The organism is Halorubellus litoreus, from assembly GCF_037081675.1.
GTDB lineage: Archaea > Halobacteriota > Halobacteria > Halobacteriales > Natrialbaceae > Halorubellus > Halorubellus litoreus.
The window spans coordinates 588,957-611,192 of record NZ_JAZAQL010000003.1 but is presented as its reverse complement, the minus strand read 5'-3'; the positions used below and the strand labels follow the sequence as shown (position 1 = coordinate 611,192).

20 protein-coding genes are annotated in these 22,236 nt (G+C 67.9%); 11 read left to right on the top strand and 9 right to left on the bottom strand.

Translation table 11 applies throughout. From position 1 onward, the window contains the following. Positions 1–42 precede the first annotated feature (42 nt). Positions 43–1,104: a zinc-dependent alcohol dehydrogenase family protein gene (locus tag VYJ16_RS17710; RefSeq protein WP_336351640.1), complete on the bottom strand. Its 1,062-nt coding sequence runs from the start codon at positions 1,102–1,104 to the stop codon at positions 43–45. A 132-nt stretch (positions 1,105–1,236) separates the two neighbouring features. Here VYJ16_RS17710 and VYJ16_RS17705 point away from each other — a divergent pair, with 132 nt between their 5' ends. The 4 genes from VYJ16_RS17705 to VYJ16_RS17690 all read left to right on the top strand — a co-directional run bounded on the left by VYJ16_RS17705 (position 1,237) and on the right by VYJ16_RS17690 (position 5,225). Then, complete coding sequence (locus tag VYJ16_RS17705) at positions 1,237–1,899, top strand: HAD family hydrolase (RefSeq protein ID WP_336351639.1); 663 nt, start codon at positions 1,237–1,239, stop codon at positions 1,897–1,899. A 163-nt stretch (positions 1,900–2,062) separates the two neighbouring features. Beyond that, a complete protein-coding gene (locus tag VYJ16_RS17700; protein ID WP_336351638.1) occupies positions 2,063–2,209 on the top strand; it encodes a hypothetical protein in 147 nt (48 codons plus the stop codon). 129 nt (positions 2,210–2,338) lie between these two features. Then, positions 2,339–2,878, top strand: a complete 540-nt coding sequence (locus VYJ16_RS17695) for an LUD domain-containing protein (RefSeq protein ID WP_336351637.1) — start codon at positions 2,339–2,341, stop codon at positions 2,876–2,878. Positions 2,879–3,038: 160 nt separating this feature from the next. Further along, entirely contained in the window at positions 3,039–5,225 is a 2,187-nt protein-coding gene (locus VYJ16_RS17690; protein WP_336351636.1) for an LUD domain-containing protein, read from the top strand. A gap of 59 nt (positions 5,226–5,284) precedes the next feature. Here VYJ16_RS17690 and VYJ16_RS17685 read toward each other — a convergent pair whose 3' ends face one another. From VYJ16_RS17685 to VYJ16_RS17665, 5 genes are all read right to left on the bottom strand, one after another. Continuing rightward, a complete protein-coding gene (locus tag VYJ16_RS17685; protein ID WP_336351635.1) occupies positions 5,285–5,992 on the bottom strand; it encodes an ABC transporter ATP-binding protein in 708 nt (235 codons plus the stop codon). Beyond that, the gene (locus VYJ16_RS17680; RefSeq protein ID WP_336351634.1) at positions 5,992–6,756 is read right to left on the bottom strand and encodes an ABC transporter ATP-binding protein; all 765 of its coding nucleotides are present in this window, start codon (positions 6,754–6,756) and stop codon (positions 5,992–5,994) included. The genes VYJ16_RS17685 and VYJ16_RS17680 overlap by 1 nt, the downstream gene beginning before the upstream one ends. Beyond that, on the bottom strand, positions 6,753–7,616 hold the full coding sequence (locus VYJ16_RS17675; protein ID WP_336351633.1) for a branched-chain amino acid ABC transporter permease: 864 nt from the start codon (positions 7,614–7,616) through the stop codon (positions 6,753–6,755). The genes VYJ16_RS17680 and VYJ16_RS17675 overlap by 4 nt, the downstream gene beginning before the upstream one ends. After that, entirely contained in the window at positions 7,616–8,587 is a 972-nt protein-coding gene (locus VYJ16_RS17670) for a branched-chain amino acid ABC transporter permease (protein WP_336351632.1), read from the bottom strand. Before VYJ16_RS17670 ends, VYJ16_RS17675 begins: the two co-directional genes overlap by 1 nt. Before the next feature lie 184 nt (positions 8,588–8,771). Further along, the gene (locus VYJ16_RS17665) at positions 8,772–10,103 is read right to left on the bottom strand and encodes an ABC transporter substrate-binding protein (RefSeq protein WP_336351631.1); all 1,332 of its coding nucleotides are present in this window, start codon (positions 10,101–10,103) and stop codon (positions 8,772–8,774) included. 479 nt (positions 10,104–10,582) lie between these two features. On the opposite strand from VYJ16_RS17665, the gene VYJ16_RS17660 reads away from it, so the two are divergent. From VYJ16_RS17660 to VYJ16_RS17645, 4 genes are all read left to right on the top strand, one after another. Further along, a complete protein-coding gene (locus VYJ16_RS17660) occupies positions 10,583–11,134 on the top strand; it encodes a winged helix-turn-helix domain-containing protein (protein ID WP_336351630.1) in 552 nt (183 codons plus the stop codon). Positions 11,135–11,209: 75 nt separating this feature from the next. Beyond that, positions 11,210–12,943 carry an Nramp family divalent metal transporter gene (locus VYJ16_RS17655; protein ID WP_336351629.1) on the top strand — a complete coding sequence of 578 codons (1,734 nt, stop codon included), beginning with the start codon at positions 11,210–11,212 and terminating at the stop codon, positions 12,941–12,943. A gap of 1 nt (position 12,944) precedes the next feature. Beyond that, on the top strand, positions 12,945–13,286 hold the full coding sequence (locus VYJ16_RS17650) for a hypothetical protein (protein ID WP_336351628.1): 342 nt from the start codon (positions 12,945–12,947) through the stop codon (positions 13,284–13,286). Then, positions 13,283–13,774, top strand: a complete 492-nt coding sequence (locus VYJ16_RS17645; protein ID WP_336351627.1) for a hypothetical protein — start codon at positions 13,283–13,285, stop codon at positions 13,772–13,774. Before VYJ16_RS17650 ends, VYJ16_RS17645 begins: the two co-directional genes overlap by 4 nt. Position 13,775: 1 nt before the next feature. Here VYJ16_RS17645 and VYJ16_RS17640 read toward each other — a convergent pair whose 3' ends face one another. Continuing rightward, on the bottom strand, positions 13,776–16,793 hold the full coding sequence (locus tag VYJ16_RS17640; RefSeq protein ID WP_336351626.1) for an FAD-binding and (Fe-S)-binding domain-containing protein: 3,018 nt from the start codon (positions 16,791–16,793) through the stop codon (positions 13,776–13,778). Between the two features lie 458 nt (positions 16,794–17,251). Here VYJ16_RS17640 and VYJ16_RS17635 point away from each other — a divergent pair, with 458 nt between their 5' ends. Continuing rightward, complete coding sequence (locus tag VYJ16_RS17635; RefSeq protein ID WP_336351625.1) at positions 17,252–17,398, top strand: hypothetical protein; 147 nt, start codon at positions 17,252–17,254, stop codon at positions 17,396–17,398. Positions 17,399–17,434: 36 nt separating this feature from the next. Here VYJ16_RS17635 and hutH read toward each other — a convergent pair whose 3' ends face one another. Beyond that, a complete protein-coding gene (gene hutH, locus VYJ16_RS17630; protein ID WP_336351624.1) occupies positions 17,435–19,030 on the bottom strand; it encodes a histidine ammonia-lyase in 1,596 nt (531 codons plus the stop codon). Between the two features lie 213 nt (positions 19,031–19,243). Between hutH and VYJ16_RS17625 the strand changes: the two genes are divergently transcribed. Beyond that, positions 19,244–19,801, top strand: a complete 558-nt coding sequence (locus VYJ16_RS17625; protein ID WP_336351623.1) for a zinc ribbon domain-containing protein — start codon at positions 19,244–19,246, stop codon at positions 19,799–19,801. A gap of 5 nt (positions 19,802–19,806) precedes the next feature. Here the strand turns inward: VYJ16_RS17625 and VYJ16_RS17620 are convergent, their stop codons facing one another. Next, the gene (locus tag VYJ16_RS17620; RefSeq protein ID WP_227133177.1) at positions 19,807–20,103 is read right to left on the bottom strand and encodes a DUF8152 family protein; all 297 of its coding nucleotides are present in this window, start codon (positions 20,101–20,103) and stop codon (positions 19,807–19,809) included. 123 nt (positions 20,104–20,226) lie between these two features. Between VYJ16_RS17620 and VYJ16_RS17615 the strand changes: the two genes are divergently transcribed. Then, on the top strand, positions 20,227–22,206 hold the full coding sequence (locus VYJ16_RS17615; RefSeq protein WP_336351622.1) for a hypothetical protein: 1,980 nt from the start codon (positions 20,227–20,229) through the stop codon (positions 22,204–22,206). Positions 22,207–22,236 lie beyond the last annotated feature (30 nt).

Here is a 22,236-nt window from a genome sequence, read left to right as displayed (position 1 = left end):
CCGCGTTCGGATGCGACCGGCTGGGACGTAACGTCGGCTCGGTCAGAACTCGGTGACGACCTCGATACCGCTCGTCTCGTACTCGGTCATGGCGGCGAGGCGGTCGGAGACGTCCTCGAGCGCGACGCGGTTCGAGACGAGCGCACCCGGGTCGAGTCGGCCCGCGTCCAGCATCCGGAGGAGTTCGTCGTACCGCGTCGGCGGCATCCCGCGCGACCCGTGGAAGGAGACGTCCCAGCGCGTCATCGCGTCGACGGGCAGGGACACCTCGCCGCGTTCCGCCTCGGTCGTGAGTCCGAGCTGGACGTGCTCGCCGCGCGACCGCAGGCAGTCGACGCTGTTCCGGCACGTCTCCGCGCGACCGAGCGCGTCGATGGAGACGTGCGCGCCACCGTCGGTCAGGGCTTCGATAGCGCCCGGGACGTCGTCGGTGTCGCTCGCGTCCACCGTCTCGGTCGCGCCGACGTCGGCGGCGAACGCCAGTGGCGGTTCGCGGACGTCCACGGCGACGACGCCCGCGCCGAGCGCCGACGCCACCTGGACCGCCGCGAGCCCGAGCCCACCGCAGCCGTGGACGGCGACCCAGTCCCCGGCGTCCAGGTCGACGCGATGCGCGAGCGCGTGGAACGCCGTGACGTACCGGCAACCGAGCGCCGCCATCTCCTCGAAGGCGACGTCGTCAGGGAGCGAGACCGCGTTGTAGTCCGCGTGCGGGACGTGCACGGCCTCCGCGAACGCGCCCGGGGCCGCCTCCTCGAATCCGAGCGCGTACCCGTCCTCGCAGACGTTCCCGTGGCCGCTCACGCACTGCGAGCACGACCCGTCGCCGAGGTTGAACGGAACTGCGACGCGGTCCCCGACCGCGAGCGATTCGACGCGCTCGCCGACGTCGGCGACGACGCCGGCCGGTTCGTGCCCGAGCACCTGCCCGATGGGAACCTGGTCGTCCGCCCACTCGCCGTGGCCCATCCACGAGTGCCAGTCGCTCCGGCACACCCCGCACGCCTCGACGTCGACGACGACGCCGTGCGGGTCGGGGTCGGGGCGCGGAATCGACTCGATACGTAACGGTTCGCCGTAGGCTTCGAGAACAGCAGCGCGCATACCGGCCGAACGACCCGCGTCGTGATAGGGGTACGGCTCTCAACGGCCCCGTCGAAACCGGGGTCCCAGTCGACCAGGCGCGTTCCCCGGTGAGCGGAAGGCGTTTCACGTGACGGCGAGAACGCACGACCGATGGAGGCGTGTTGTTTCGACATGGACGGCGTCGTCGTCGACTCGGAACGCCACTGGGTCCCATTGGAGAACGAGCGCATCCTCCCCGACGTGGTCGACGCCCCAGAAGGTGAGGGCCCCGTCGCGAGCGAGATAACGGGGATGAACGTCCGGGACGCGTACGCGTACCTCGACCGCGAGTACGGGACGACCGTCGACGTCGACGGCTTCCTCGCGACCTACGACGACGCGGCCGCGGAGCTGTACGACGAGCGCGTCGCCCTCATGCCCGGATTCCGCTCGCTCGTCGACGACCTCCGCGACGCCGGGGTCGCGGTCGCGCTCGTCTCGTCGTCCCCGCACCGATGGATCGACCGCGTCCTCGACCGGTTCGACGTCCGCGGCGCGTTCGACGCCGTCGTCAGTGCCGACGACGTCGACGGCCCCGGGAAGCCCGCGCCAGACGTCTACGAGGCGGCCGCGGCGCGCCTCGACGTCGACCCGACCGCGTCCGTGGCCGTCGAGGACTCCGCGCACGGGCTCGCTGCCGCTCGAGCGGCCCGGATGACGGCCGTCGCGTACCGGACGACGGCGAACGCCGACTCGACGTTCGACGACGCCGACGTCGTCGCGGACGGCCCCGACGACCTCCGGGCCATCCTCGAAGCACGACGACGTCCGTGACCGTCGACGTCCGACTCCGCCACCGACGCTCGACGCGTCACACGCGACCCTGATCCTGCAAGCCCCGGCCGCGGTAATGGCGTCCATCGGCGCTACTGCATCCGGTTTCCACTTTCATCGTACGTGGTCACTACTTATCCCCAAGCCGTGAGTGAGGTGGCGTATGTTCGACCGCCTCCGCCGAGCGTTCGCGGGCACGACCCCCGAGTCCTCGTTCGTCGAGTGTCGCCGCTGTGGAACGCGACTCGGGAGCGGCGAGGGCGCCTGTGGCTGTTGCGGCTCGACGGACGTCGCGCACTACGACCTCTGAAGCGACGGGCCCAGGCGCGAGTGAGTCCACGCGCTCGCGGTACTCATCAGGGGTGCCAGTCGCTCCGGGGCCCGCAAACGTCGACGACAATATCGCGTGGAGGCGAACCTAATTAGACGGTGACTGTGTATGGCACTCACACGCATGAGCGATGCCTTCGGGGACTTCGTGGACGCGGCCGACGCCGTGGAGGTGGACGTCCACCGCGTCGACGCCGCGGAGTTCCAGGAATACCTGACTGAACTGCTCGAGACGCCTGCCGTCGGCGTCTCGCTCGACGACGCCTTCGACGCGGACGGCGTCGAACTGGCGGAGACGCCGGTCGCGGTCGACCCGACCCCGGCAGCGCTCGAGGCGGCGACGACTGGCGTCACGCCCGCCGCGCTCGGCGTCGCCGACTACGGGTCCGTCGTCCTCCGGACGTCCGCTGCAGGGAGCGAACTCGTGAGCCTGTTCGTGGAGCACCACGTCGCCGTGGTTCGCGCGACCGACATCCAGCCGTCGATGCGCGACGCACTGTCGGCGCTCGACGACGAGTTCGCGGAGACGCGTGGGAGTGCAATCGTCGCCACGGGCCCGAGTGCCACCGCGGACATGGGTGCGCTCGTCCGCGGCGCACACGGCCCACGAGACGTGGACGTCATCGTCGTCGAGGGGGAGTCAGCATGAGCGACGCCAACGTCATCGTCGTCGAGGGGGAGTCAGCATGAGCGACGCCAACGTCCTCGTCGTCGAGGGGGAGTCAGCATGAGCGACGCCAACGTCCTCGTCGTCGAGGGGGAGTCAGCATGAGCGACGCCAACGTCCTCGTCGTCGAGGGGGAGTCAGCATGAGCGACGCCGACGAGATCCGGACGCTCATGCGGACGGAGGGCGCTGCAGTCGCGGAGAACACGCAGGGATTCAACCACGGCCGCTACGAGTCGGTCGCGGACCTCGAGGACTACGAGGGCCTCAAGGAGCGCGCTCGAGCCATCAAGGCCGACGCCATCGACCGGCTCCCGACGCTCATCGAGGAACTGACCGAGAGCGTCGAAGCGAACGGCGGCACCGTGTACGTCGCGGACGACGCCGCTGACGCCAACGAGTACATCCGGACCGTCGTCGACGACCGCGAGGCCGACCGAGTCGTCAAGAGCAAGTCGATGACGAGCGAGGAGATCGAGGTCAACGACGCGCTCGCCGCGGACGACGTCGACGTCGTCGAGACGGACCTCGGCGAGTGGGTGCTCCAGCTCGCCGACGAAGCGCCGTCGCACATCGTCGCGCCCGCCATCCACAAGTCCCGCGACGACATCGCGAGGCTGTTCAACGAGCTGTTCGACCCGGACACGGACCTGGAGACGGCCGCGGAACTCACGCAGTTCGCACGGGAGACGCTCCACGACCAGATCCTGGACGCGGAGGTCGCTATCACGGGCGCGAACTTCCTCACGGCGGACACGGGAACGATGGCGCTCGTCACGAGCGAAGGGAACGCCCGCAAGAGCGTCGCGGCGACGGACACCCACGTCGCAGTCAGTGGCGTCGAGAAAGTCATTCCCTCCGTCGACGACCTCCAGCCGTTCGTCGAACTCATCGGTCGCTCCGGGACCGGCCAGGACATCACGTCGTACGTCTCGCTACTCACCCCACCCGTCGACACGCCAGTCGTCGACTTCGCGGACGACTCCCAGCCGATCTCCGCGTTCGAGAACGACCGCGAGTTCCACCTCGTCCTCATCGACAACGGCCGGCTCGACATGCGCGAGGACGACCAGCTCCGCGAGACGCTGTACTGCATCCGGTGCTCGGCGTGCTCGAACTCGTGTGCGAACTTCCAGAGCGTCGGCGGCCACGCCTTCGGCGGGGAGACGTACTCGGGCGGCATCGCCACCGGGTGGGAAGCCGGCGTCGAAGGGCTCGATACCGCAGCCGAGTTCAACGACCTCTGCACGGGCTGCACGCGCTGCGTCGACGCCTGCCCGGTCGGTATCGACATCCCGTGGATCAACACGGTCGTCCGCGACCGAATCAACCGCGAGGGCGACACCGAACTCGACTGGCTCGTGGACGGACTGATGCCCGACGAGGAGACCGGCGGCACGCCGCTCCAGAAGCGGTTCTTCGGGAACTTCGAGACCGTTGCGAAACTCGCGAGTGCGACCGCCCCGGTCTCGAACTGGCTCGCCGGAACGACGGTCTCGAAACGGCTCGCGTCGCGTACCCTCGGTATCGACGCGCGCCGCGACCTGCCGGCGTTCGAGCGCGAGACCCTCGTCGACTGGGTCGCCGACCGCGACGTCACCGTCGAGAACCCAACAAGGCGCGTCGTCCTCTACCCGGACCTGTACACGAATCACGTGCAGACCGACCGCGGGAAGGCAGCCGTGAGACTCCTCGAAGCGTTAGACGTGGACGTCGTCGTCCCGGACGTCGCCTCCAGCGGCCGCGCCCCGCTCTCGCAGGGCATGATCGCGACGGCCACCGACCACGCCGAACGCGTCGCGCGGGGCCTCGACCCCTACCTCGACGACGGCCGCGACGTGGTCGTCATCGAACCGAGCGACGTCGCGATGTTCCAGCGCGCGTACGACAGACTCCTCGACGAGGACACCGCCGCGCGCCTCGACGCGAACAGCTACGAGGTCCTCGAGTACGTCTACGGCCTCCTGGAGAACGGCGGGGACGCCGCGACGCTGTCGGGCGCGACTATCGACGGCGAGGCGCTCGCGTACCACAGTCACTGCCAGCAGCGCACGCTCCACCTGGAAGCGCACACGGTCGAGGTCCTGGAACGAGCCGGCTACGACGTCACGACGACCGACGTGGAGTGCTGTGGGATGGCCGGGAGCTTCGGGTACAAGGAGGACTACTACGAACTCAGTATGGACGTCGGCGAGCGACTGCGGACGCAACTCGAGAGCGACGCGGTCGCGGAGGCGCCGGTCGTCGCGAGCGGGACGTCCTGTCTGGAGCAGATCGACGCGCTCCTGGAACGCAAACCACGGCATCCGGTCCAGTTGCTCGCACCGTAGGTCGACGAGCATCGCGTCGCCAGAAGAACGGATGGCCGCCTGGCGCAGGAACCCCCGCGTCAGGTCCCGAGGTAGAGTTCCGCGACCTCCTCCGATTCGAGGAGCTCCGCGCCGGTCCCCTGCATGCGGGACTCGCCCATGTCGAGGACGATCCCGCGGTCGGATTCGGCGAGCGCACGCCGCGCGTTCTGCTCGACCATCAGGATCGAGGTTCCCTTGTCGTTGATCTCGGTGATCTTCTCGAACATCTCGTCGACGAGGTCCGGCGCCAGGCCGGCCGACGGCTCGTCGAGTATCAGGAGGTCCGGGTCGAGCATGAGGCCAGCTCCCATCGCGACCATCTGCTGTTGGCCCCCGCTGAGGTTCCCGGCGAGCGTCTCCGTTCGATCCTCGAGTTCGGGGAAGCGCTCGTAGACTTGCGAGACGCGCTCCTCGAAGACGGCCTCGTCGTCGAGCGACCAGGCACCCATGCGGAGGTTCTCCATGACGGTGAGGTTCGGGAAGATGTTGTCGACCTGCGGGACGAAACAGAGGCCGTGGTCGATGGCGTCGTCCGCGGCGACGTCCGTGATGTCCTCGCCCTTGAAGCTGACGTGGCCGTCGCGGACCCGGAGCAGGCCGACGATCGTCTTCAGGAACGTCGACTTCCCCGCGCCGTTCGGGCCGATGATTGTCACCATCTCGCCTTCGGTCATCGAGAGGCTCGCGCCGTTGACGATGATGGCGTCCCCGTACCCGCTCACGAGGTCCTCCGCTTCGAGGAACATCAGACCTCACCTCCGAAGTACGCTTCCAGCAGCTCGTCGTCGTCCTGTACGACCGACGGCGGGCCGCTCGTCAGGACGCGACCCTGGTGCATCCCGATGACCTTGTCGCTGATGTTCATTATCATGTCGACGTCGTGTTCGACGATGAGGAACGTGATGCCGCGGTCGCTGAGGTCGTGGATCTTCTCGATGATGTCGTCGGTGAGGCTCGGATTGACGCCGGCCATCGGTTCGTCGAGCAGGAGGAGGTCCGGTTCGGCCATGAGGACGCGACCGAGCTCGAGGAGCTTGCGCTGACCGCCCGAGAGGTTCCCCGCGTACTCGTCGCGGAGCTCCCAGAGCTCGAGTTCCTTGAGCAGTTCCTCGGCGCGCTCGCCGATCTCGGCTTCGCGGTCGCTCGCGCTCCCGGCGAGTGCGTGGACCACCTTCTCTCCGTCGTGTGACTGTCCACCCAACCGCATGTTCTGGCCGACCTTCATGCCGGTGAGTTCGCGCGTTATCTGGAACGTCCGCACCATCCCGCGTTGTGCGCGTTCCTCCGGCGGTTCGTCGACGACCTCCTCACCGCGGAAGCGCACGGAGCCGTCGTCGGCGTCGTAGAACCCCGTGATGAGGTTGAACGTCGTCGACTTCCCGGCGCCGTTCGGCCCGATGAGGCCAACGACGCTGCCCTTCTCGACCTGGAAGGACGCACCGTCGACCGCGACGAGACCGCCGAAGGTCTTCTGCAGGTCCTCGACGGCGAGCAGCGGTTCGGTGCTCATCGCGTCGCCTCCCCGAACACGCCGTCCGGACGAACGAGCAGGCCGACGACGAGTAACGCCAGCCCGACGAGAGGCTTGTACTCGGTCGGGATCACGATCACGCTGACCTCCTGGAGGAGTCCGATCGCGTACCCGCCGACGACCGCGCCGACGGGGTCACCGATGCCGCCGAGGATGACGGCGGCGAAGATCGGGATGAGCGCGAGGAACCCCATCGTCGGCCGGAGCTGTCCGTCGAGCCCGAGCATCACGCCCGCGAGCCCGGCGATGATGCCGCCGACGAGCCAGACGTACGTGACGAGTCGTTCCGTGTCCACACCGCGGAGTTGCGCCAGGTCCGTGTCGTCGGACGCGGCCCGCATCGCCACCCCGATGTCGGTGCGTCGGAGCAACAGGAACGTCACGCCGAGTGCGACCAGACTCAGGGCGACGATGGCGACCTGGTCGGCGAGTATCTGCACGCCGAAGTACGTCGGTGCCGCCTCGATCGGGACGTCGAAGCGCTTGCTCCCGCTCCCCCAGATGACGCGGATGAGGTTCCGGAGGATGAACGCGAGTCCGATGGAGACGACGAGCAGGACGATCGACGAACGGTCGCGGAAGTGCTGGAAGACGAGTTTGTCCATCGCGACGGCGAGCGGTCCGGTCGCGAACAGGCCGACGACGGCGACGGCGTAGATCGGGAGTTCCGTGCTCGTGTTCAACCCGTACGCGATGAACGCGCCGAGCGCCATGTACTCGCCGTACGCGATGTTGATGAAGTCGAGGATACCGAAGATCAGCGTCAGACCGAGCGCGCCGAGCGCGATGAGGCTCCCGGAGACGAGCCCGAACCAGATGAATTGGGTTATCGCCGCCATCATTCGCCCTCCAGGCTCTGGCCGGCAGCCATGCGTTCTTCGTCACCGAGCAGTCCCTGCGGCCGATAGTAGAGGACGAGGATGAGCGCCGCCCCGATGAGCATCAGTCGGATGAACGGGAGCTCGGCGCTCAGTGGGATGTCGCTCGGCAGGAACCGCGTCACCTGTCGGATTCCGACGATGAAGACCGTGCCGAGGATGGCGCCGACGTAACTGCCTGCGCCGCCGATGATGACCGCCGCCCACACGCTGAACGTGAGCGACGGCAGGAACATCGTCGGCGTGATCGCGAAGAAGAAGTGCGCCCAGAGCGCACCCGCGAGGCCGGCGATACCGGCGCCGAGCCCGAACGACTTCAGTTTGAACAGTGGCGTTCGCTTCCCGAGCGCACGCGGCACGGCTTCGTCCTCGCGGATGGCGTGCAGGACGCGACCGAACGGACTCGCGGAGAGTCGTTCGAAGAACGCGTAACTCCCGCCGACGAGACCGAGGACGAGCACGAGGTAGAACAGGTCGTACCCGGCGACGAAGGCGCCGAGGTCGAGCGGGAACGCCCCGGACGCGGGACGCGGGATGTTCTTGATGCCCTGTGCGCCGCTCGTGAGCCACGACTCGTTCGTGATGAGGAGTCGAACGATCTCCGCGGCGCTCAGGGTCACCATCGCGAGGTAGTCCCCTTCGAGGCGGATGCTCGTCAGCGCGATGACCACGCCGACGACCGCGGCGAGTACGGTCGCCACGACGATGCCAGCGACGATCGGGAGGTCGAACCCGATGGTGCGTTCCGCGAGGAGCCCGTCCGCGGCGGGCGTCGTCAGTATCGTCGTCGTGTACGCACCGACGGCGAAGAACCCCGCGTGCGCGAAGTTCAACAGACCGGTGTCGCCCCAGTGCATGTTCATCCCGATCGCCAGCAGGGCGTAGATGCCGGCGATGATGCCGACGGTAACGAGCAGCGTCGCGTAACTCACGGCGACCCCTCTGGCGGAACGGCCTCTGTCTGTAGCCCCTCTGGTGGAACGGCCTCTGTCTGTAGCCCCTCTGGTGGAACGGCCTCTGTCTGTAGCCCGATGCATCTGTGTCGGAGCGTGTGTCGTAGCATAGTGGATGACGTCGTGGGTCGCGGGGACCGGACGCTGCCGGCTCGATTCGTGTTCAGTCCTGCGCGAGTTCTTCGGCGGAGTACGTCAGCACCTTCTCCCAGGAGCCGTCCTTGGCGCGGAGCGCCGAGAACGGTCCGAGCGGGTCGCCCTCCTCGTCGAAGTTCTGCGGGTTCCCCGCACCGACGTAGTTGATCTCTTCGCCGTTCTCGAGCGCCTTCTTGCCCTCGGCGAACGACGAGACCTTCTTCCCGGGTGCGTTCCCGATGGTGCCGAGCTGATTCGGGACCGCCTCCCGGGTTGCTTCACCTTCTGCGACGAACGCGAGCCCGATGAGGGTCATCGCGTCGTACGCGGACGCGGCGAACGGCCCGGGTTCCTTGTCGTGGACGGCGTTGTGTTTCTCGCGGAACTGGTCGTACGCCGGGCCCGGCGCCGGCGCCTGCCCGACCATGCCCTCCATGACGTCCGCGCCCATCTCCTCGATGAAGTCCGGCGTCAGGACGTCGTTCCCGAGCGTCAACTGGTAGTCCTCCTTCGCACCAGCCTCGACGTAGTTCTTGATGAAGAGACCGGCAACCTCGGTGCCGGCGGTCATGGAGACGACCTCCGCGTCCGTGTCCTGGAGCTTCTGGACTGCACTCCGGTAGGAGCTCGCGCCGGGGTCGAGTGCGACCTCGGTGACGACCTCTCCGCCGAGGAACTTGAAGTGCTCTCCGGACGCCTTCGAGAAGCTCTGCGAGCCCTTGTCGTTCTTGTACGCGAGCGCCATCTTCCGGTACCCGAGTTCCTCGTACGCGAACTTCGCCTGGGCGCGAGCACCGATGCTGTCGGACGGAACCGTCCGCCAGATGTACTCCCCGCCGGTGTCGTTGAGCTGGATCGTGCCCGTCATCGGCGACACGATAGAGAGACCGGCGTTCTGTGCCGGGTCGACGAGACTCGGCATGACCGTACTCGACGGGCCGACCATCGTCACGACGCCCTGGCTGTCGAGCGTCTTGAAGCCGCTGATGGCGGGCTGGGGCTTCGTCTCGCTGTCCTGTTCGACGATCTCGACAGTGTTGTCGAGAACGCCTTCGGTGTTCACGCCGCCCTCCCCTTCGAGTGCGGTCGTGACCGCGCGCCGCGAGTTCGGTCCTATCCAGCCGAGTCCGCCGCTGAACGGCGAGAGGTTCCCGACCTTGATGGCCTGGGAACCGCCGTCGCCGCCGTCGCCACTGCCTTCGTCGCCGCCGTCGCTGCCGTCGCCGCCGCTGCCTGCGTCGGTATCGCTATCGCTGTCACCGGTGCACCCGGCGAGTCCGGCCAAGGCTGCAACGCTTCCGGCCTTGATGTACGTTCGGCGTCCCATGCTACCACGGTCGTCTTCGGCACCTCGTGGCATGACACCAAGGTACAACTGGCATCACTTATAATTTGGGTCAACGATGAATACATTCACTGTGAGTTTAGCTCCTTTCCGTGGCGAAAACTAACGTCTCACGCTGTGCACCGGTTTTATCTGGTCGCACTGTGATTGGGCGAAACACAGCGATGGGTATTCACACGACTGCAGCACCCTGGGGTGGCTGCGCGCGGAGCGTAGGTCGCTCACCGGGGGCTATTCAGCCACGTAGTCCGCCATCACACGCCCACAGTGGGGCTTCTGGGTCATCATGACCGCATCGGTCTCGAACCTGTCGTTCCGTCCCACGACGCGATCTGGGGATTGTACACGAGTGCAAGTGCGGTTCACTCGTGTGCAGGGGTGGGCCTGCACACGTGTGTACGGGGCTGACGTTCGTGGACGACCGAACGAGCGCTCCGAGCTCGCACGAAGGAACGGTGACAAGTCTTATCCCGCTCCCACCGCAGGATTGAGACATGGTGCCGCCGCGAGAGCGGAACGACGATGCCGGAAACTCCGGTCGCGTTCCGCTGGACGCGATTCTCGACGTCTTCCATCAGCGCCACGACCAGGCACGGCCGCTGACGGCGTCCGACATCATGGAGAACGTGAACTGCTCCCGCCGAACCGCACACAACAAACTGAACGAACTCGTGGAGCAGGGCGTCCTCGAGACGCGGAAGGTCGGGTCGCGAAGTCGCGTCTGGTGGAAACCGATGCCGAAGACCGACGACGTCGACCAGGACTCGTCGTCCTCGATCGAAGGACTCGTCGAACAGACCGACCTTCCCGGAACCGGGAAGACCCTGAAGACGCGACAGGAGGCCCTCATCGCGGCGTACGAGTACCTCCAAGAGCACCCGGAGGCGAAGAAGTCGGACTTCCTCCAGGACGTGTTCCCCGAGAACCCAGCAGAGTACCAGACAGCCGAAGGCTGGTGGAACGCCATCCAGCCGGCTCTCGCGGAACTCCCGGGCGTCAACCCTCCCGAAGAACGCGGTCACATCTGGCACTTCCTCGGGGGGTGACCGGAACAGGTTCGATGCATCCTGCCGACGGCCCTCCACCGACGACCCAGCACGCCAACACCGGAGGGGCCGCGCATGTCTGAGGACGACCCCGCGGACCTGGAAGGCACGGTCTACATGTCCGACGAGGAGGGCCGCGAGTACCACGGGTCGTCGTACATGCCGACCGCGTACGACAACCTCGACATCGCTCCCGAGACCGACGAGTTCCCGGATCGAGGCCGCAGCGGCGGGTATCGGTTACTCGACCTGCCGCGAGTCCCGAAGCTCTCGCACGTCCTCGGGCCGAGCGCCATCATGCTCGGTGCCTCGCTCGGCAGCGGCGAGACGCTCTTCTGGCCGGTCCTCATCGCGCAGCACGGCTGGTCGCTGTACTGGGCGTTCTTCGTCGGCGTGCTCCTCCAGTTCTTCATCAACACGGAGATCCAGCGGTGGACGCTCGCCACCGGCGAATCCATCTTCCGTGCGTTCGAGCGCTTGCATACGTTCTGGCCGGCGTTCTTCCTGCTACTTGGATTCATCAGCCTCGGCTGGCCGGGGTGGGCGGCAAGCGCCGCGAAGGTCGGCGCGATCGGCGTCGGGTTCGAAGAGTTACGGTTGTCGATACTGGGCGTCGAACTCGTCGCCTGGCGGCTGTTCGGCATCGCTCTGATGATCCTCATCTGGCTGACCTACCAGCTGACGCCCCTGATGTACAACGTCGTCGAACGCATCCAGATGGTGCTCGTCACCATCGCCTCGCTGGTCGCAGTTGCCCTGTTCGTCGCGCTCGGCTCCGTGAACGAACTCGCGAACGTTCCCGGAGGTATCGCGAGCATCGGCGCTATCCCGCCCGGTGGTGACCTCGCGATATTCCTCGGCGGGCTCGCGTACGCCGGCGCTGGCGGGTACCTCAACCTCTCACAGAGCCTCTGGGTGCGCGAGAAAGGGTACGCGATGGGGCGCTACCAGGGCCGAATCAAGAACCCGGTCGTCGGGGACGAACCCGAACCCGTGCACAAGGACGGGTTCACGTTCCCGCCGACGGTGCGGAACATCCGTCGGTGGCAGGGCTGGTGGCGGCTCGCGCAACTGGAACACCTCCTGACCTTCGTCGTCGGCCTCATCGTCGTCGCGACGATGATGATGGCGATCGCCGCGGAGTACGCGTCGGGCGCCGCGACTGACGGCGTCGTGATGTGGGCCGATACCATCGTCCCGCAGGTCGGTGCCGTCGGTGGCGGCCTCATCTTCACGACGCTGTTCGTCTCGCTCCTCACCACCGAGTACGCCATCGTCGAATCGTTCGTCCGGAACAGCGCCGACGTCGTCTACGAACTGTACGGGCGCTCGGCGGGCTGGAGCCTTCCCCGGATATTCTGGACGCTCCTGACCGTGTTCGTCGCCTGGGGTATCGCGATCCTCGCGTCACCCATCCCGATCGACCAACCGTTCGGACTGCTCGTCGTCGCCGCTGCCATGTCCGGTATCATGATGTGGCCGTACACCGCGCTCGTTCTCGTCCTCAACGTGCGGGAACTCCCCGAGCACACCCAACCGGGGTGGGCGCGGACGATCACGCTCTTGCTGGGGACGGGCTTCTTCGGGTACTTCAGCGTCCTGCTCGTCGGCGAGATCCTCTCCTCGACCGTCGGGCTCCCGGTCTTCCAGACCGACCCGGCCGTGCTCGGGAGCGGGTACGGCGGGCTTCTCCTCTACGGCGTGTTCGGGCTCGTTCAAGCGACGACGGTGTTCCTGTCCATCAGAGCGAAACGCGACAAGCGCGGCACGATCGGTGATGTCGGGCAGGAAGGAGGGTACTTCGACTAGGATGCGCGTGCACGACTCCGCGGAACTGCTGGCTCGGTACCGCCTGTGGGTGTACGTGACCGCGCTCGCGTTCATCCTTGCTCTGCGAGCCGTCGTCGGTCCTTCGACGGCGCGGTCGGTCGTCGTCGCGGTCGTCGTCCTCGGGATGGTCGCGGCGTACACCGCGCACCGGTACAGCGAAGCACCTGACCCGAACCCGAGCGTGCTCATCCTGGCCGGTGCTGGTGTCGGAGTCGTCACCGGGCTTGCACTCGCGCTCACGGGGACTCGGACCGGGCTGTTGTTCGTCGGCGGTGGATTGCTGCTGGTGAACCGCGGCGTGAACGGAGTGGTGACTGGATGACGGGGTCGGAGCACGAGGCGGTCCACGTGCACGTTCACCTGGTGATGGCGGGCGCGTTCCCGCTCCGGATGGCGGACCTGCTCTTCACCGATAGCGAACTGGTGATACCGGAGTACCACTACCTCACGCCGCTGTTCGGGATTGCGCGTCGCGAAACCCATCGGGTCGCCGAGCGCGCCGTCGAACGGTACGCGGACGCCGGCGTCGACGGGCTCGTCGGGATGGCCAAGCGAACGCACCGCATCGAGTACGAGGACGTCGAACGCGTCCGCATCTACGAGGGCGGTGCGTTCGGGCGACCGAAGGTCGCGGTCGACGTCGCCGACGGTCCGGCGTACGCGTACCGCGTGCACGCTCCCATCGACGTCCCGTCGTTCGCGAGCGCAGTGAACTCGCTCGGCGAGCGACGCGGGTTCCGAGTCGACCGTCGTGGCGCACTCGGATTCAGGCCGCTGGAGAGCGTCCTCCGGTTCGTCGCCGACCGGTGATTCAGGGTCTCGCGGCGTCGAGCTTCTCGATCGGATGCGGTGGTTCCTCGCCACCGCGTCCGTCGCGGTCGCCGAGTTGGGTGCGGCAGGACGCCCCCGGGGCCACGACCGTCTCGCCGTCGCTGTCGTCGACCTGCTCGAAGAGGATGTCCGCGATGGCGGTGCTCATCGAGTAGTGCTCGGCCTCGTACCCGAAGCTGCCAGCCATCCCACAGCACCCCGAATCGAGCGGGTCGACCGCGTAGCCCGCTCGACGCAGCACGCCGACCGCGTGGTGGTCCTTCCCCGTGGCCTTCTGGTGACAGTGCCCGTGATAGGTCAGTGACTCCGCGGGGGCGCTCCAGTCGACGGCCTCGTCCAGACGGAACCGGTCGAGGTACTCGAGGACGCCGTACGTGTTCGCGGCGAGCGTCGCCGCGTCCGCGTCGTCGCTCCCGAGGAGGTCGAGGTAGTCCGACTGGAACATCACTGCGTCACTCGGTTCGACGAGGACGACGTCCCAGCCGTCGTCGACGCGCGGCGCGAGCGCGTTCACGTTCTCGCGAGCGGTCTCTCGTGACCGGTCCAGGAAGCCCTTCGAGTGCGCGGGGCGACCGCTGTCGGTCCGGTCCGCGAGCTGAACGTGGACGCCCGCCGCCTCCAGGACTCGCACCGCGGCCTTCCCGACCTCGGGGTGACTGTAGTTCGTGTACGTGTCCGGGAACAGGAGGGCGCGGCGGTCGGCGTCCGCTTCCGGTACCCTGGGGCCGCGGGCGTCGAACCAGTCCGTGAGGCTCTCCCGTTTGAACGTCGGGAGCGACCGCTCGCGAGCGATCCCGATCGTCTTCTCCATGAGGACGCGAGCGCCCGGGACTCGGGACGCGAGGTTCGAGAGTGGCGCGAGTGCGCTCCCGACGCGACTCAGCGCGTCGACGTTCTTGAACGCCTTGTCCCGCAGACTCGACCCGTGTTCCTCGTGATGGGCGTGCGTGACCTCTGCCTTGAGTTTCGCCATGTCCACCTCGCTCGGACAGTCCTTCGCACAGCCCTTGCAGCCGATGCAGAGGTCCATGACCTCCGTGACGAACTCGTCGTCGGTCGGGTCGTCGGGCAGGTCGCCGCTCATCGCCTGCCGGAGCATGTTCGCACGCCCACGGGTCGCCGTGATCTCCTCGTCGGCCGCGCGGAACGTCGGACACATCACGCCACCCGTCGTCTCCTGTGGGCCACGGCACCCGCCGCAGCCGTGACAGAGTTCGACCATGCCCTGCATGCCGTTGTCGTTCTCCCAGGCGAGCGCGGGCTCGAACCCGGCGTCGTACTCGTAGTCGGGCCCCATCCGCACGTGCTCGGTCATCGACACGTCACCGCAGACCTGCCCGGGGTTGAGGATGGACTGCGGGTCGAACGCCGCCTTCAGGTCGCGGAACGTCTCCCAGAGGGACTCGCCGTAGAGCTTCTCGTTCCACTGCGTGCGAGCGCGGCCGTCGCCGTGCTCGCCACTCACCGACCCGCCGTACTTCACGACGAGGTCCGTCACCTCGTCCGCGAGCGTCTCCATCTCCGCGAGGCCCTCGACGGTCTTCGAGTTCACGAGCGGTCGGATGTGGAGGACGCCCGGGCCGGCGTGCGCGTAGAAGGACGCCATCGTGTCGTGTTCCTCGAGGAGGGCCTGGAAGTCGGCGACGTACTCGGGGAGTCGCTCGGGCGGAATCGCGGTGTCCTCGATGAACGCGAGGTGCTTCTCGTCGGTCGTCCGCGACAGGAGGATCGGGAGGCCCGATTTTCTTAGTTTCCAGAACGACTTCCGTCGCGCCTCGTCGTGCGCTTCCAGCGCATCGAACGCCCGGATGGGCGCGTCCGTCCGGAGATGGCCTTCCGACGGGGATGCGACGGTGCTCACGCCGTCGGTTCGGTCCGCGAGCAGGTCCGCGACCGCCTGCTTGCCTTCGTCGTCGGTGTCGGCGTAGAACTCGACGAGGAGGACCGCGCTCGCGCCGTCGGGGACGAGGTCGACGACGTCCGCGAACTCCGCGGTCTCCCGTGCGAGGTCGATGAGGACGTCGTCGAGCACCTCCACGGCCGCAGGGTCGTGCTCGAGGATGTCGGAGACGTCAGCCATCGCCTCGACGAGGTCGTCGTACGCGAGCAGCGCCATCGACTTCGTCTCCGGTATCGGCTCCAGGGACACCTCGGCTTCGGTGACCACCGCGAGCGTGCCCTCGCTGCCAGCGAGCAGTGCGGCGAGGTCGACGGTTCCACGCTCCCGTTCGCGTTCGACGACCCAGTCGAGATTGTAGCCGGAGACGTTCCGCTTGAGGTCCGGATACCGCGCGTCGATCTCGTCCGTCTCCTCCGCGAGGATGCGCTCCACTTCGGCGTAGATGCGTGCCTCGAGGTCGCCGTCGGGGTCCGCGCGAGCGCGGAGGTCCGCCCGCGACACCTCGCCGAACGTCGTCACGGTTCCGTCGGCGAGCACGACTTCGCACTCCTCGACGTACGCGTCGGTCTTCCCGTACTGGAGCGAGTGCGCGCCCGTGGAGTTGTTCCCGATAGCTCCGCCGAGCGCGCTCTTGTCGCCCCACGCCGGGTCCGGTGCGAACTTCAGGCCGTCTGCGGCGAGCGTCGCGTTCAGGTCGCCGAGCGTGATTCCCGGCTGTGCGCGTGCTCGACGGTCCTCCGGGTTCGCATCGACCAGCTCGTCCATGTGACGCGTGAAGTCCAGGACGACCGCTTCGTTGACCGTCTGGCCGGCGAGACTCGTTCCGCCACCGCGGGGTAGCACTGGTATCTCGCGCTCGGCGCAGTACTCGACGACTGCGGCGACGTCGGCGGTGGACGTCGGGAAGACGACGCCGATGGGCGTGACCTCGTAGATGCTCGCGTCGGTCGCGTAGAGCTGGCGTGAGTAGTCGTCGAACCTGACGTCGCCGTCGACGAGCGATTCCAGGTCCGAGACGAGACCTGGGCGGTCGACGCGGTCGCTCCGGTAGTCGTACGCCGATTCGTCGTCGTCGCGTGGGTCTGGCTGGATGGCCATGGTGTGGTGCTGGGGTCGGTCACGTTGCCTCCTCGGACTGGGAGCCGGTCACGTCGCTCCCCGGGACCGGGAGTGTCACACGTTACCGCATTCGTGCGTGTGTAATGGGAAGCGGATGAAAGTTCTTCGGGTTCGGACAGCATCCCCGTCGCCGCTAGCGTGACGAAGTTACTCCCGTGACCCAGTTCGTCGTGGTACCGAACGAAGGTTTCGAAGTCGCGGTTGCACACGACTGCATCTCTTCACGGCGACGCGGGACTGCCAGGGTTGGGCTTTCTGGCGGACGACGCGCCCCGAGTTCGGAGTGGCTTCGAACGAGCACCGATATCGACCTTGCCAGCAATTCAGACGAACCCTCCGTTGGGACCGTAATCGCGTCCATCGGCGCTACTGCATCCGGTTTCCACTTTCACCGTACGTGGTCACTACTTATCCCCAAGCCGTGAGTGAGGTGGCGTATGTTCGACCGCCTCCGCCGAGCGTTCGCGGGCACGACCCCCGAGTCCTCGTTCGTCGAGTGTCGCCGCTGCGGGACCCGTCTCCGCGACGACACCGGCACGTGTGGCTGTTGCGGGTCGACGGACGTCGCGCACTACGACCTCTGAAGCGGTCGTCGGGGACGCGACGAGGGAGCCGGTGACTCAGGCGAGTTCGCCGTCGACGGCATCGCGGACGCTCTCCGCCAGGAGCCCGGCCCGCACCAGCGTGCCGGCGTCGTCCATCTCGGGGGACAACTGGCGGTCCTCGTCCAGCGCGGGCGCGACCTCGCGGACGGCGTCGACGGCGGCGCCGGTGCCGGCGCCGGGCGACAGGTCGTCGTCGACGTACTCCAGGGCCTGCGCGCCACAGAGCAGTTCGACGCCGACGACCGTCGCCGCGTTCTCTACCGCCGTCTGGGCGTGCATCGCCGCGCCGGCGCTCATCGACACGTGGTCCTCCTGCCCGCCGGAGACGGGCGTGTTGTCCGTCGCTGCTCGTCCGAGACTCCGGCATTCGTTCACGAGTGCCGCGCTCGTGTACTGCCCGATCATGTATCCGGATTCGAGGCCGGGGTCGGCGGCGAGGTACGCGGGCAGGTGGTCCTCCTGGAGTTTCGGGTTCAGGAGCCGGTCCGTGCGGCGTTCGCTGATAGCTGCGAGGTCCGTCATCGCGGCGGTGAGGTAGTCGAGGCGGTGCGCGAGCGGCGCGCCGTGGAAGTTCCCACCGGAGAGGACGGCGGCGTGCTCGGTGCCGCTCGCGCGGGGGTCCGTCGCGTCCGCGGCGAACACCAGCGGGTTGTCGGTCGCGCTGTTCAACTCGGTCTCCACGCCCTCGCGGACGTGCGCGACGGCGTCGCGGACCGCGCCGTGGACCTGCGGGAGGCAACGGATGGCGTACGCGTCCTGCACGCGGTCGCAGTTCCGGTGCGATTCGACGATCTCGCTTCCCTCGGTCGCGGCGCGGACGTTCCGCGCACTCGTGGCCTGTCCCTCGTGCGGGCGAACCGACTGGAGGGCGTCGTCGCAGGACGCGGTCGTTCCCATCGTCACCTCGGTCGTCAGCCCGCCGGCGACGTCCGCGGCGGTGAGGATGCGTTCGGCGTCGACGACGGCCATCGCGGCGATACCGACGGTCAGCTGGGTGCCGTTGATGAGCGCGAGGCCCTCCTTCGGCGCGAGCGAGACGGGGTCGACGCCGGCCGCGTCGAGCGCGCTCGCACCGTCCACGCGCTCGCGCTCGCTCGCCGGCCCACCGTCTGGCGGTTCGACGTGCGCCTCGCCCTCCCCGAGGAGGACGAGCGCGAGGTGCGCGAGGGGCGCGAGGTCACCGCTCGCACCGAGACTTCCCCGCGAGCGCACGACCGGGTGAACGCCCTCGTTGAGGAACGCGACGAGGTTCTCGACGACGCGCTCGCGAATCCCCGAGTAGCCCTTCGCGAGGGCGTTCACTCGCGTGACGAGCATCGCCCGAACCTCCTCGCGGGTGCACTCGCGCCCGGCGCCGGCCGCGTGACTCCGGAGGAGGTTCGTCTGGAGCGTCTCGACGTCCTCGCGCGGGATGCGTTCGGTGACGAGGTCGCCGAACCCCGTGTTGAGGCCGTAGACCGCCTCGCCGGAGTCGACGACGTCCTCGACGCGTTCGCGGGACTCGCGGATGCGCTCCCGTGCCGCGTCGGGGAGTGCGACGCGCTCGCCGTCGCGCGCGACGGCGACGACGTCCTCGGGCGCGAGGGTCTCGCCATCGAGTTCGACGGTCACGGCCGGCACCTCGCGTCGTCGGCGACGGGCGTCGCCGGTGGCTGGTATCTCGACATGGTCCGGGAATCGAACGCCCGACGCCTTCGACCTTTCGTCACGAGCACTCCGGGGACCGGACACGAAGCGACGGTGGTGAACGGTTCCGTCCCCTGATGCACGGTCCTCGACGGTGCCACGGGTACTTCTTTCCGCTGACGGCTCCACCTCCCGACCATGACCGACGACGCCCCGACAGCGTACGAGGCGCACTACTGTCCTCGCTGTGGAACCGAGACCGACGAGAAGCACGTCGACGGGCGGCCGCGGTGCTGGTGTCCCGAGTGCGACGTCGTCCACTGGCGGGCCGCCGTCCCCGTCGTCGGCGTCGCCGTCGTCGACCCGGTAGCGGGGAGCGTCCTGGCGTTCAAGCACGACCGCACCGGGAAGTTCGACCTCCCGAGCGGCCACCAGGAACTCCCCGAGGCGGCCGCCGAGACCGCAGCGAGGGAACTCCGCGAGGAGACGAACCTCGCGGTTGACCCGGCCGCTCTCGACCTGTTCGACGTCACCGTCAAGGAGCATCCGCTCGGGCGATACAACTTCTCGACGACGTTCGTCGTCCCCCGGAGCGAGGCGACGGGCGAGGTCGAACCGGAGACCGACGCGGACGTCGTCGAGTGGATGACGCCGAGCGACGCGAGCGCTCGCGAGGACGAGTTCGTCCCGGGAGTCCTCGACGTCATCGACGCCGCCGTCGACGTGGTGGACGCGGCGCGCGACCCCGCCCCGTAACCGCCTCAGGCCGCTTCCTCGAGCGCGCCGTCGAGGCGGTCGAGACAGCGACGGGCGGCCGCGACGTGCTCGTCCGCGTCCGGACTTCCCGTGTCCTCGACCTCCGCGAGGAGGCGTTCGACCTTCGACGCGCGCTCGCGGACCGTCGACGGCGCCAGGTCGTCGGCGTACCGGAGGTCCGCCGCGATGGCCTCGGCTTCGCCGAGCCACCGGCTCTCCTTCGGCGCGACCGGCTGCTCGCCGGTCGCTTCGAGATGGGAGTGCAGCGTCGCGACGAGGTCTGTCACGTCGTCGGTTGGCATACCGGACACACGCACCCTCGGACGTTAACAGTTGTCCCGGTCGTCGTGCACCGGGCGACCGAGAACGGATCACTATTGGTGATTTCCGTTAATTATTAGTACTGGTGATTTCCACTGCTGCGTATGGGTCTTGACGATCCAAGCCGCCGACGATTGCTACAGGTCCTCGCTGCAACCGGTCTCTCCACGACGACGCTGCTCGGGTCCACCGCGGGCGCGAGCCGTGCGTCGAGTACGACCAGCAGCGTCACGATGAACGACCTCGAGTACCAGCTCGACTACGACATCGACCGGTTCGACGGCCAGAACGTCTCGAACTCCGGGAGCGTCCGGTACGAACAGAAGAAGTACGCCGCCGACTCCTCGTTCTTCACGTGGCAATCCGGGACGTGGGTGAACGCCGGCGACGACGCGCGGAAGAGCACGTGGACGGGGAACATCTACGCCCCCGGCGCGAAGCACAGCCGCGTCCTCATCGAGAAAGACTCCACGGAGACCGACCTCTACTTCGCGAACTCGTACGTCTACACCGACGACGAGCAGGACGACGACATGCCACAGGCCGCGTGGGTCGACTACGCGTTCGACGTCGCCTGGAAGGCCATCGACGAGGCGACGCCGTTCTTCGTCCCGCCACGTCCCCCGAGCGTCGGCGAAGACACGAACGAGACCGGGAAGACCACCGGTCCCGACGGCGCCGAGTTCACGTTCTACGACCCGACGCCGACGACATCCGAGGAGCCGTACACGGCGACGCACTCCGCGGACTGGCGGTGGGATGCGAGCGGCGCCGTCGACCCCGGCTGGAACTACACGAACGCGAACCGGAAGGTCGACGTCGGCGAGTGGCTCTGGGACGTCGACGCTGGCTGGACGTTCGGCGCCGAGCGCGAGCACCAGCTCGCGTTGAGCACCGCGTTCTGCATCTACCAGGAGGACGAGACCGTCTGCGAGACAGACACCTGCAGCGGCGACCTCTGCATTCAGAGCACTGACACGACCACCAGCGCCGACGACGACGGCTTCCAGGTGGACGACTGCTGTACGCTCGACACCGTCGACCGACCCATCCCCGTGACCGACGACCACCTCACTGCGGCACGCGATCGCGCCCGAAGCGTCTCGCACATCCCCGGAGATCAGCCGCGGACGCGATTCGAGGTGCAGGCAGCCCGCGGGCTCGCCGAGGGCCCCGAGTTCGACGGGGACTTCCGAGAACTCGTCGCATACCGGAGTGCTGCGGCGCACGCACGCGGCGCCGGTGCACGTCGCGGCGTCCTCGACGGCGTCGTGAACGCGCAGAACGCGTCCCAGCGCGCGAGCCAGCTCGACAACGAGGTCGCGAGCACGCACCGGCAGGTCCGGTACACCGGCGAGCGCCTGGACGCCGTCGCCGCCGAAGCAGGCCAGGTCGAGAAGACGCTGCTGTCCGCGCGAACGTGGGCTGACAGCGCCGACGCGGCGTTCGACGTCGACCACCTCGGCGACGGCGAACGCGTGAAGTACGCAGAGTCCGCCATCGCGTTCGCCGAAGGGAACCTCGACGACGCACGCCGGTACCTCGACGCCACCGACACCGCGAACCCGCAGGCCACGGACCAGAAAGCTGCCCTCCGCGACCTCGCGGACGCCCTCGAGACCGACGTCAGCGACGCCCTCGCGTCGCCGCGGGACGCCGTCGACGACCACGTCCGGTACGCGCTCCGTGAGACGCGCTCCTACCTCGACCGCGCCCGGTCCCGGCGCGACGACGGGTTCCTCGCCGCCGCGGTCGTCGACCTCGTCTTCGCCACGGGGTACGTGCGCGCGGCGAGCGACCTCGCCGAAACCGACTTCGCGACGGTCGACGAGGCGACGTTGGACGTCGAGGCGGAACTCGTCGCGGACCACTACAATCGACGGGCCGCCGACGTTACCGGCGCGCTCGAACGACTCGTGCTTCGACTCGGGAGCCTGGAGTACAACTCTGGCATCGAAGCGCACGGTACCGCGGTGGAGATGGCCGACCCCACCGAGGCGGCCACGGCGCTCCGACACTACGTCGCGACCGAGTCCCTGCTCGACGCCGCGACGAGCGTGTACGAGACGCACGACCTCGCATGACTGAGCCGGGCCGCTCAAACGTCCCCGAGG

Excerpts from the sequence above, each read along its gene's own strand:
- VYJ16_RS17615 (WP_336351622.1), top strand. The coding sequence starts at position 20,227 with ATGGGTCTTGACGATCCAAGCCGCCGACGATTGCTACAGGTCCTCGCT.
- VYJ16_RS17650 (WP_336351628.1), top strand. The coding sequence starts at position 12,945 with ATGCGCGTGCACGACTCCGCGGAACTGCTGGCTCGGTACCGCCTGTGG.
- VYJ16_RS17680 (WP_336351634.1), bottom strand. The coding sequence starts at position 6,756 with ATGAGCACCGAACCGCTGCTCGCCGTCGAGGACCTGCAGAAGACCTTC.
- VYJ16_RS17645 (WP_336351627.1), top strand. The coding sequence starts at position 13,283 with ATGACGGGGTCGGAGCACGAGGCGGTCCACGTGCACGTTCACCTGGTG.
- VYJ16_RS17675 (WP_336351633.1), bottom strand. The coding sequence starts at position 7,616 with ATGGCGGCGATAACCCAATTCATCTGGTTCGGGCTCGTCTCCGGGAGC.
- VYJ16_RS17640 (WP_336351626.1), bottom strand. The coding sequence starts at position 16,793 with ATGGCCATCCAGCCAGACCCACGCGACGACGACGAATCGGCGTACGAC.
- VYJ16_RS17625 (WP_336351623.1), top strand. The coding sequence starts at position 19,244 with ATGACCGACGACGCCCCGACAGCGTACGAGGCGCACTACTGTCCTCGC.
- VYJ16_RS17665 (WP_336351631.1), bottom strand. The coding sequence starts at position 10,103 with ATGCCACGAGGTGCCGAAGACGACCGTGGTAGCATGGGACGCCGAACG.
- VYJ16_RS17695 (WP_336351637.1), top strand. The coding sequence starts at position 2,339 with ATGGCACTCACACGCATGAGCGATGCCTTCGGGGACTTCGTGGACGCG.
- VYJ16_RS17635 (WP_336351625.1), top strand. The coding sequence starts at position 17,252 with ATGTTCGACCGCCTCCGCCGAGCGTTCGCGGGCACGACCCCCGAGTCC.
- VYJ16_RS17710 (WP_336351640.1), bottom strand. The coding sequence starts at position 1,104 with ATGCGCGCTGCTGTTCTCGAAGCCTACGGCGAACCGTTACGTATCGAG.
- VYJ16_RS17685 (WP_336351635.1), bottom strand. The coding sequence starts at position 5,992 with ATGTTCCTCGAAGCGGAGGACCTCGTGAGCGGGTACGGGGACGCCATC.
- VYJ16_RS17655 (WP_336351629.1), top strand. The coding sequence starts at position 11,210 with ATGTCTGAGGACGACCCCGCGGACCTGGAAGGCACGGTCTACATGTCC.
- VYJ16_RS17690 (WP_336351636.1), top strand. The coding sequence starts at position 3,039 with ATGAGCGACGCCGACGAGATCCGGACGCTCATGCGGACGGAGGGCGCT.
- VYJ16_RS17660 (WP_336351630.1), top strand. The coding sequence starts at position 10,583 with ATGGTGCCGCCGCGAGAGCGGAACGACGATGCCGGAAACTCCGGTCGC.
- VYJ16_RS17620 (WP_227133177.1), bottom strand. The coding sequence starts at position 20,103 with ATGCCAACCGACGACGTGACAGACCTCGTCGCGACGCTGCACTCCCAT.
- VYJ16_RS17705 (WP_336351639.1), top strand. The coding sequence starts at position 1,237 with ATGGAGGCGTGTTGTTTCGACATGGACGGCGTCGTCGTCGACTCGGAA.
- VYJ16_RS17700 (WP_336351638.1), top strand. The coding sequence starts at position 2,063 with ATGTTCGACCGCCTCCGCCGAGCGTTCGCGGGCACGACCCCCGAGTCC.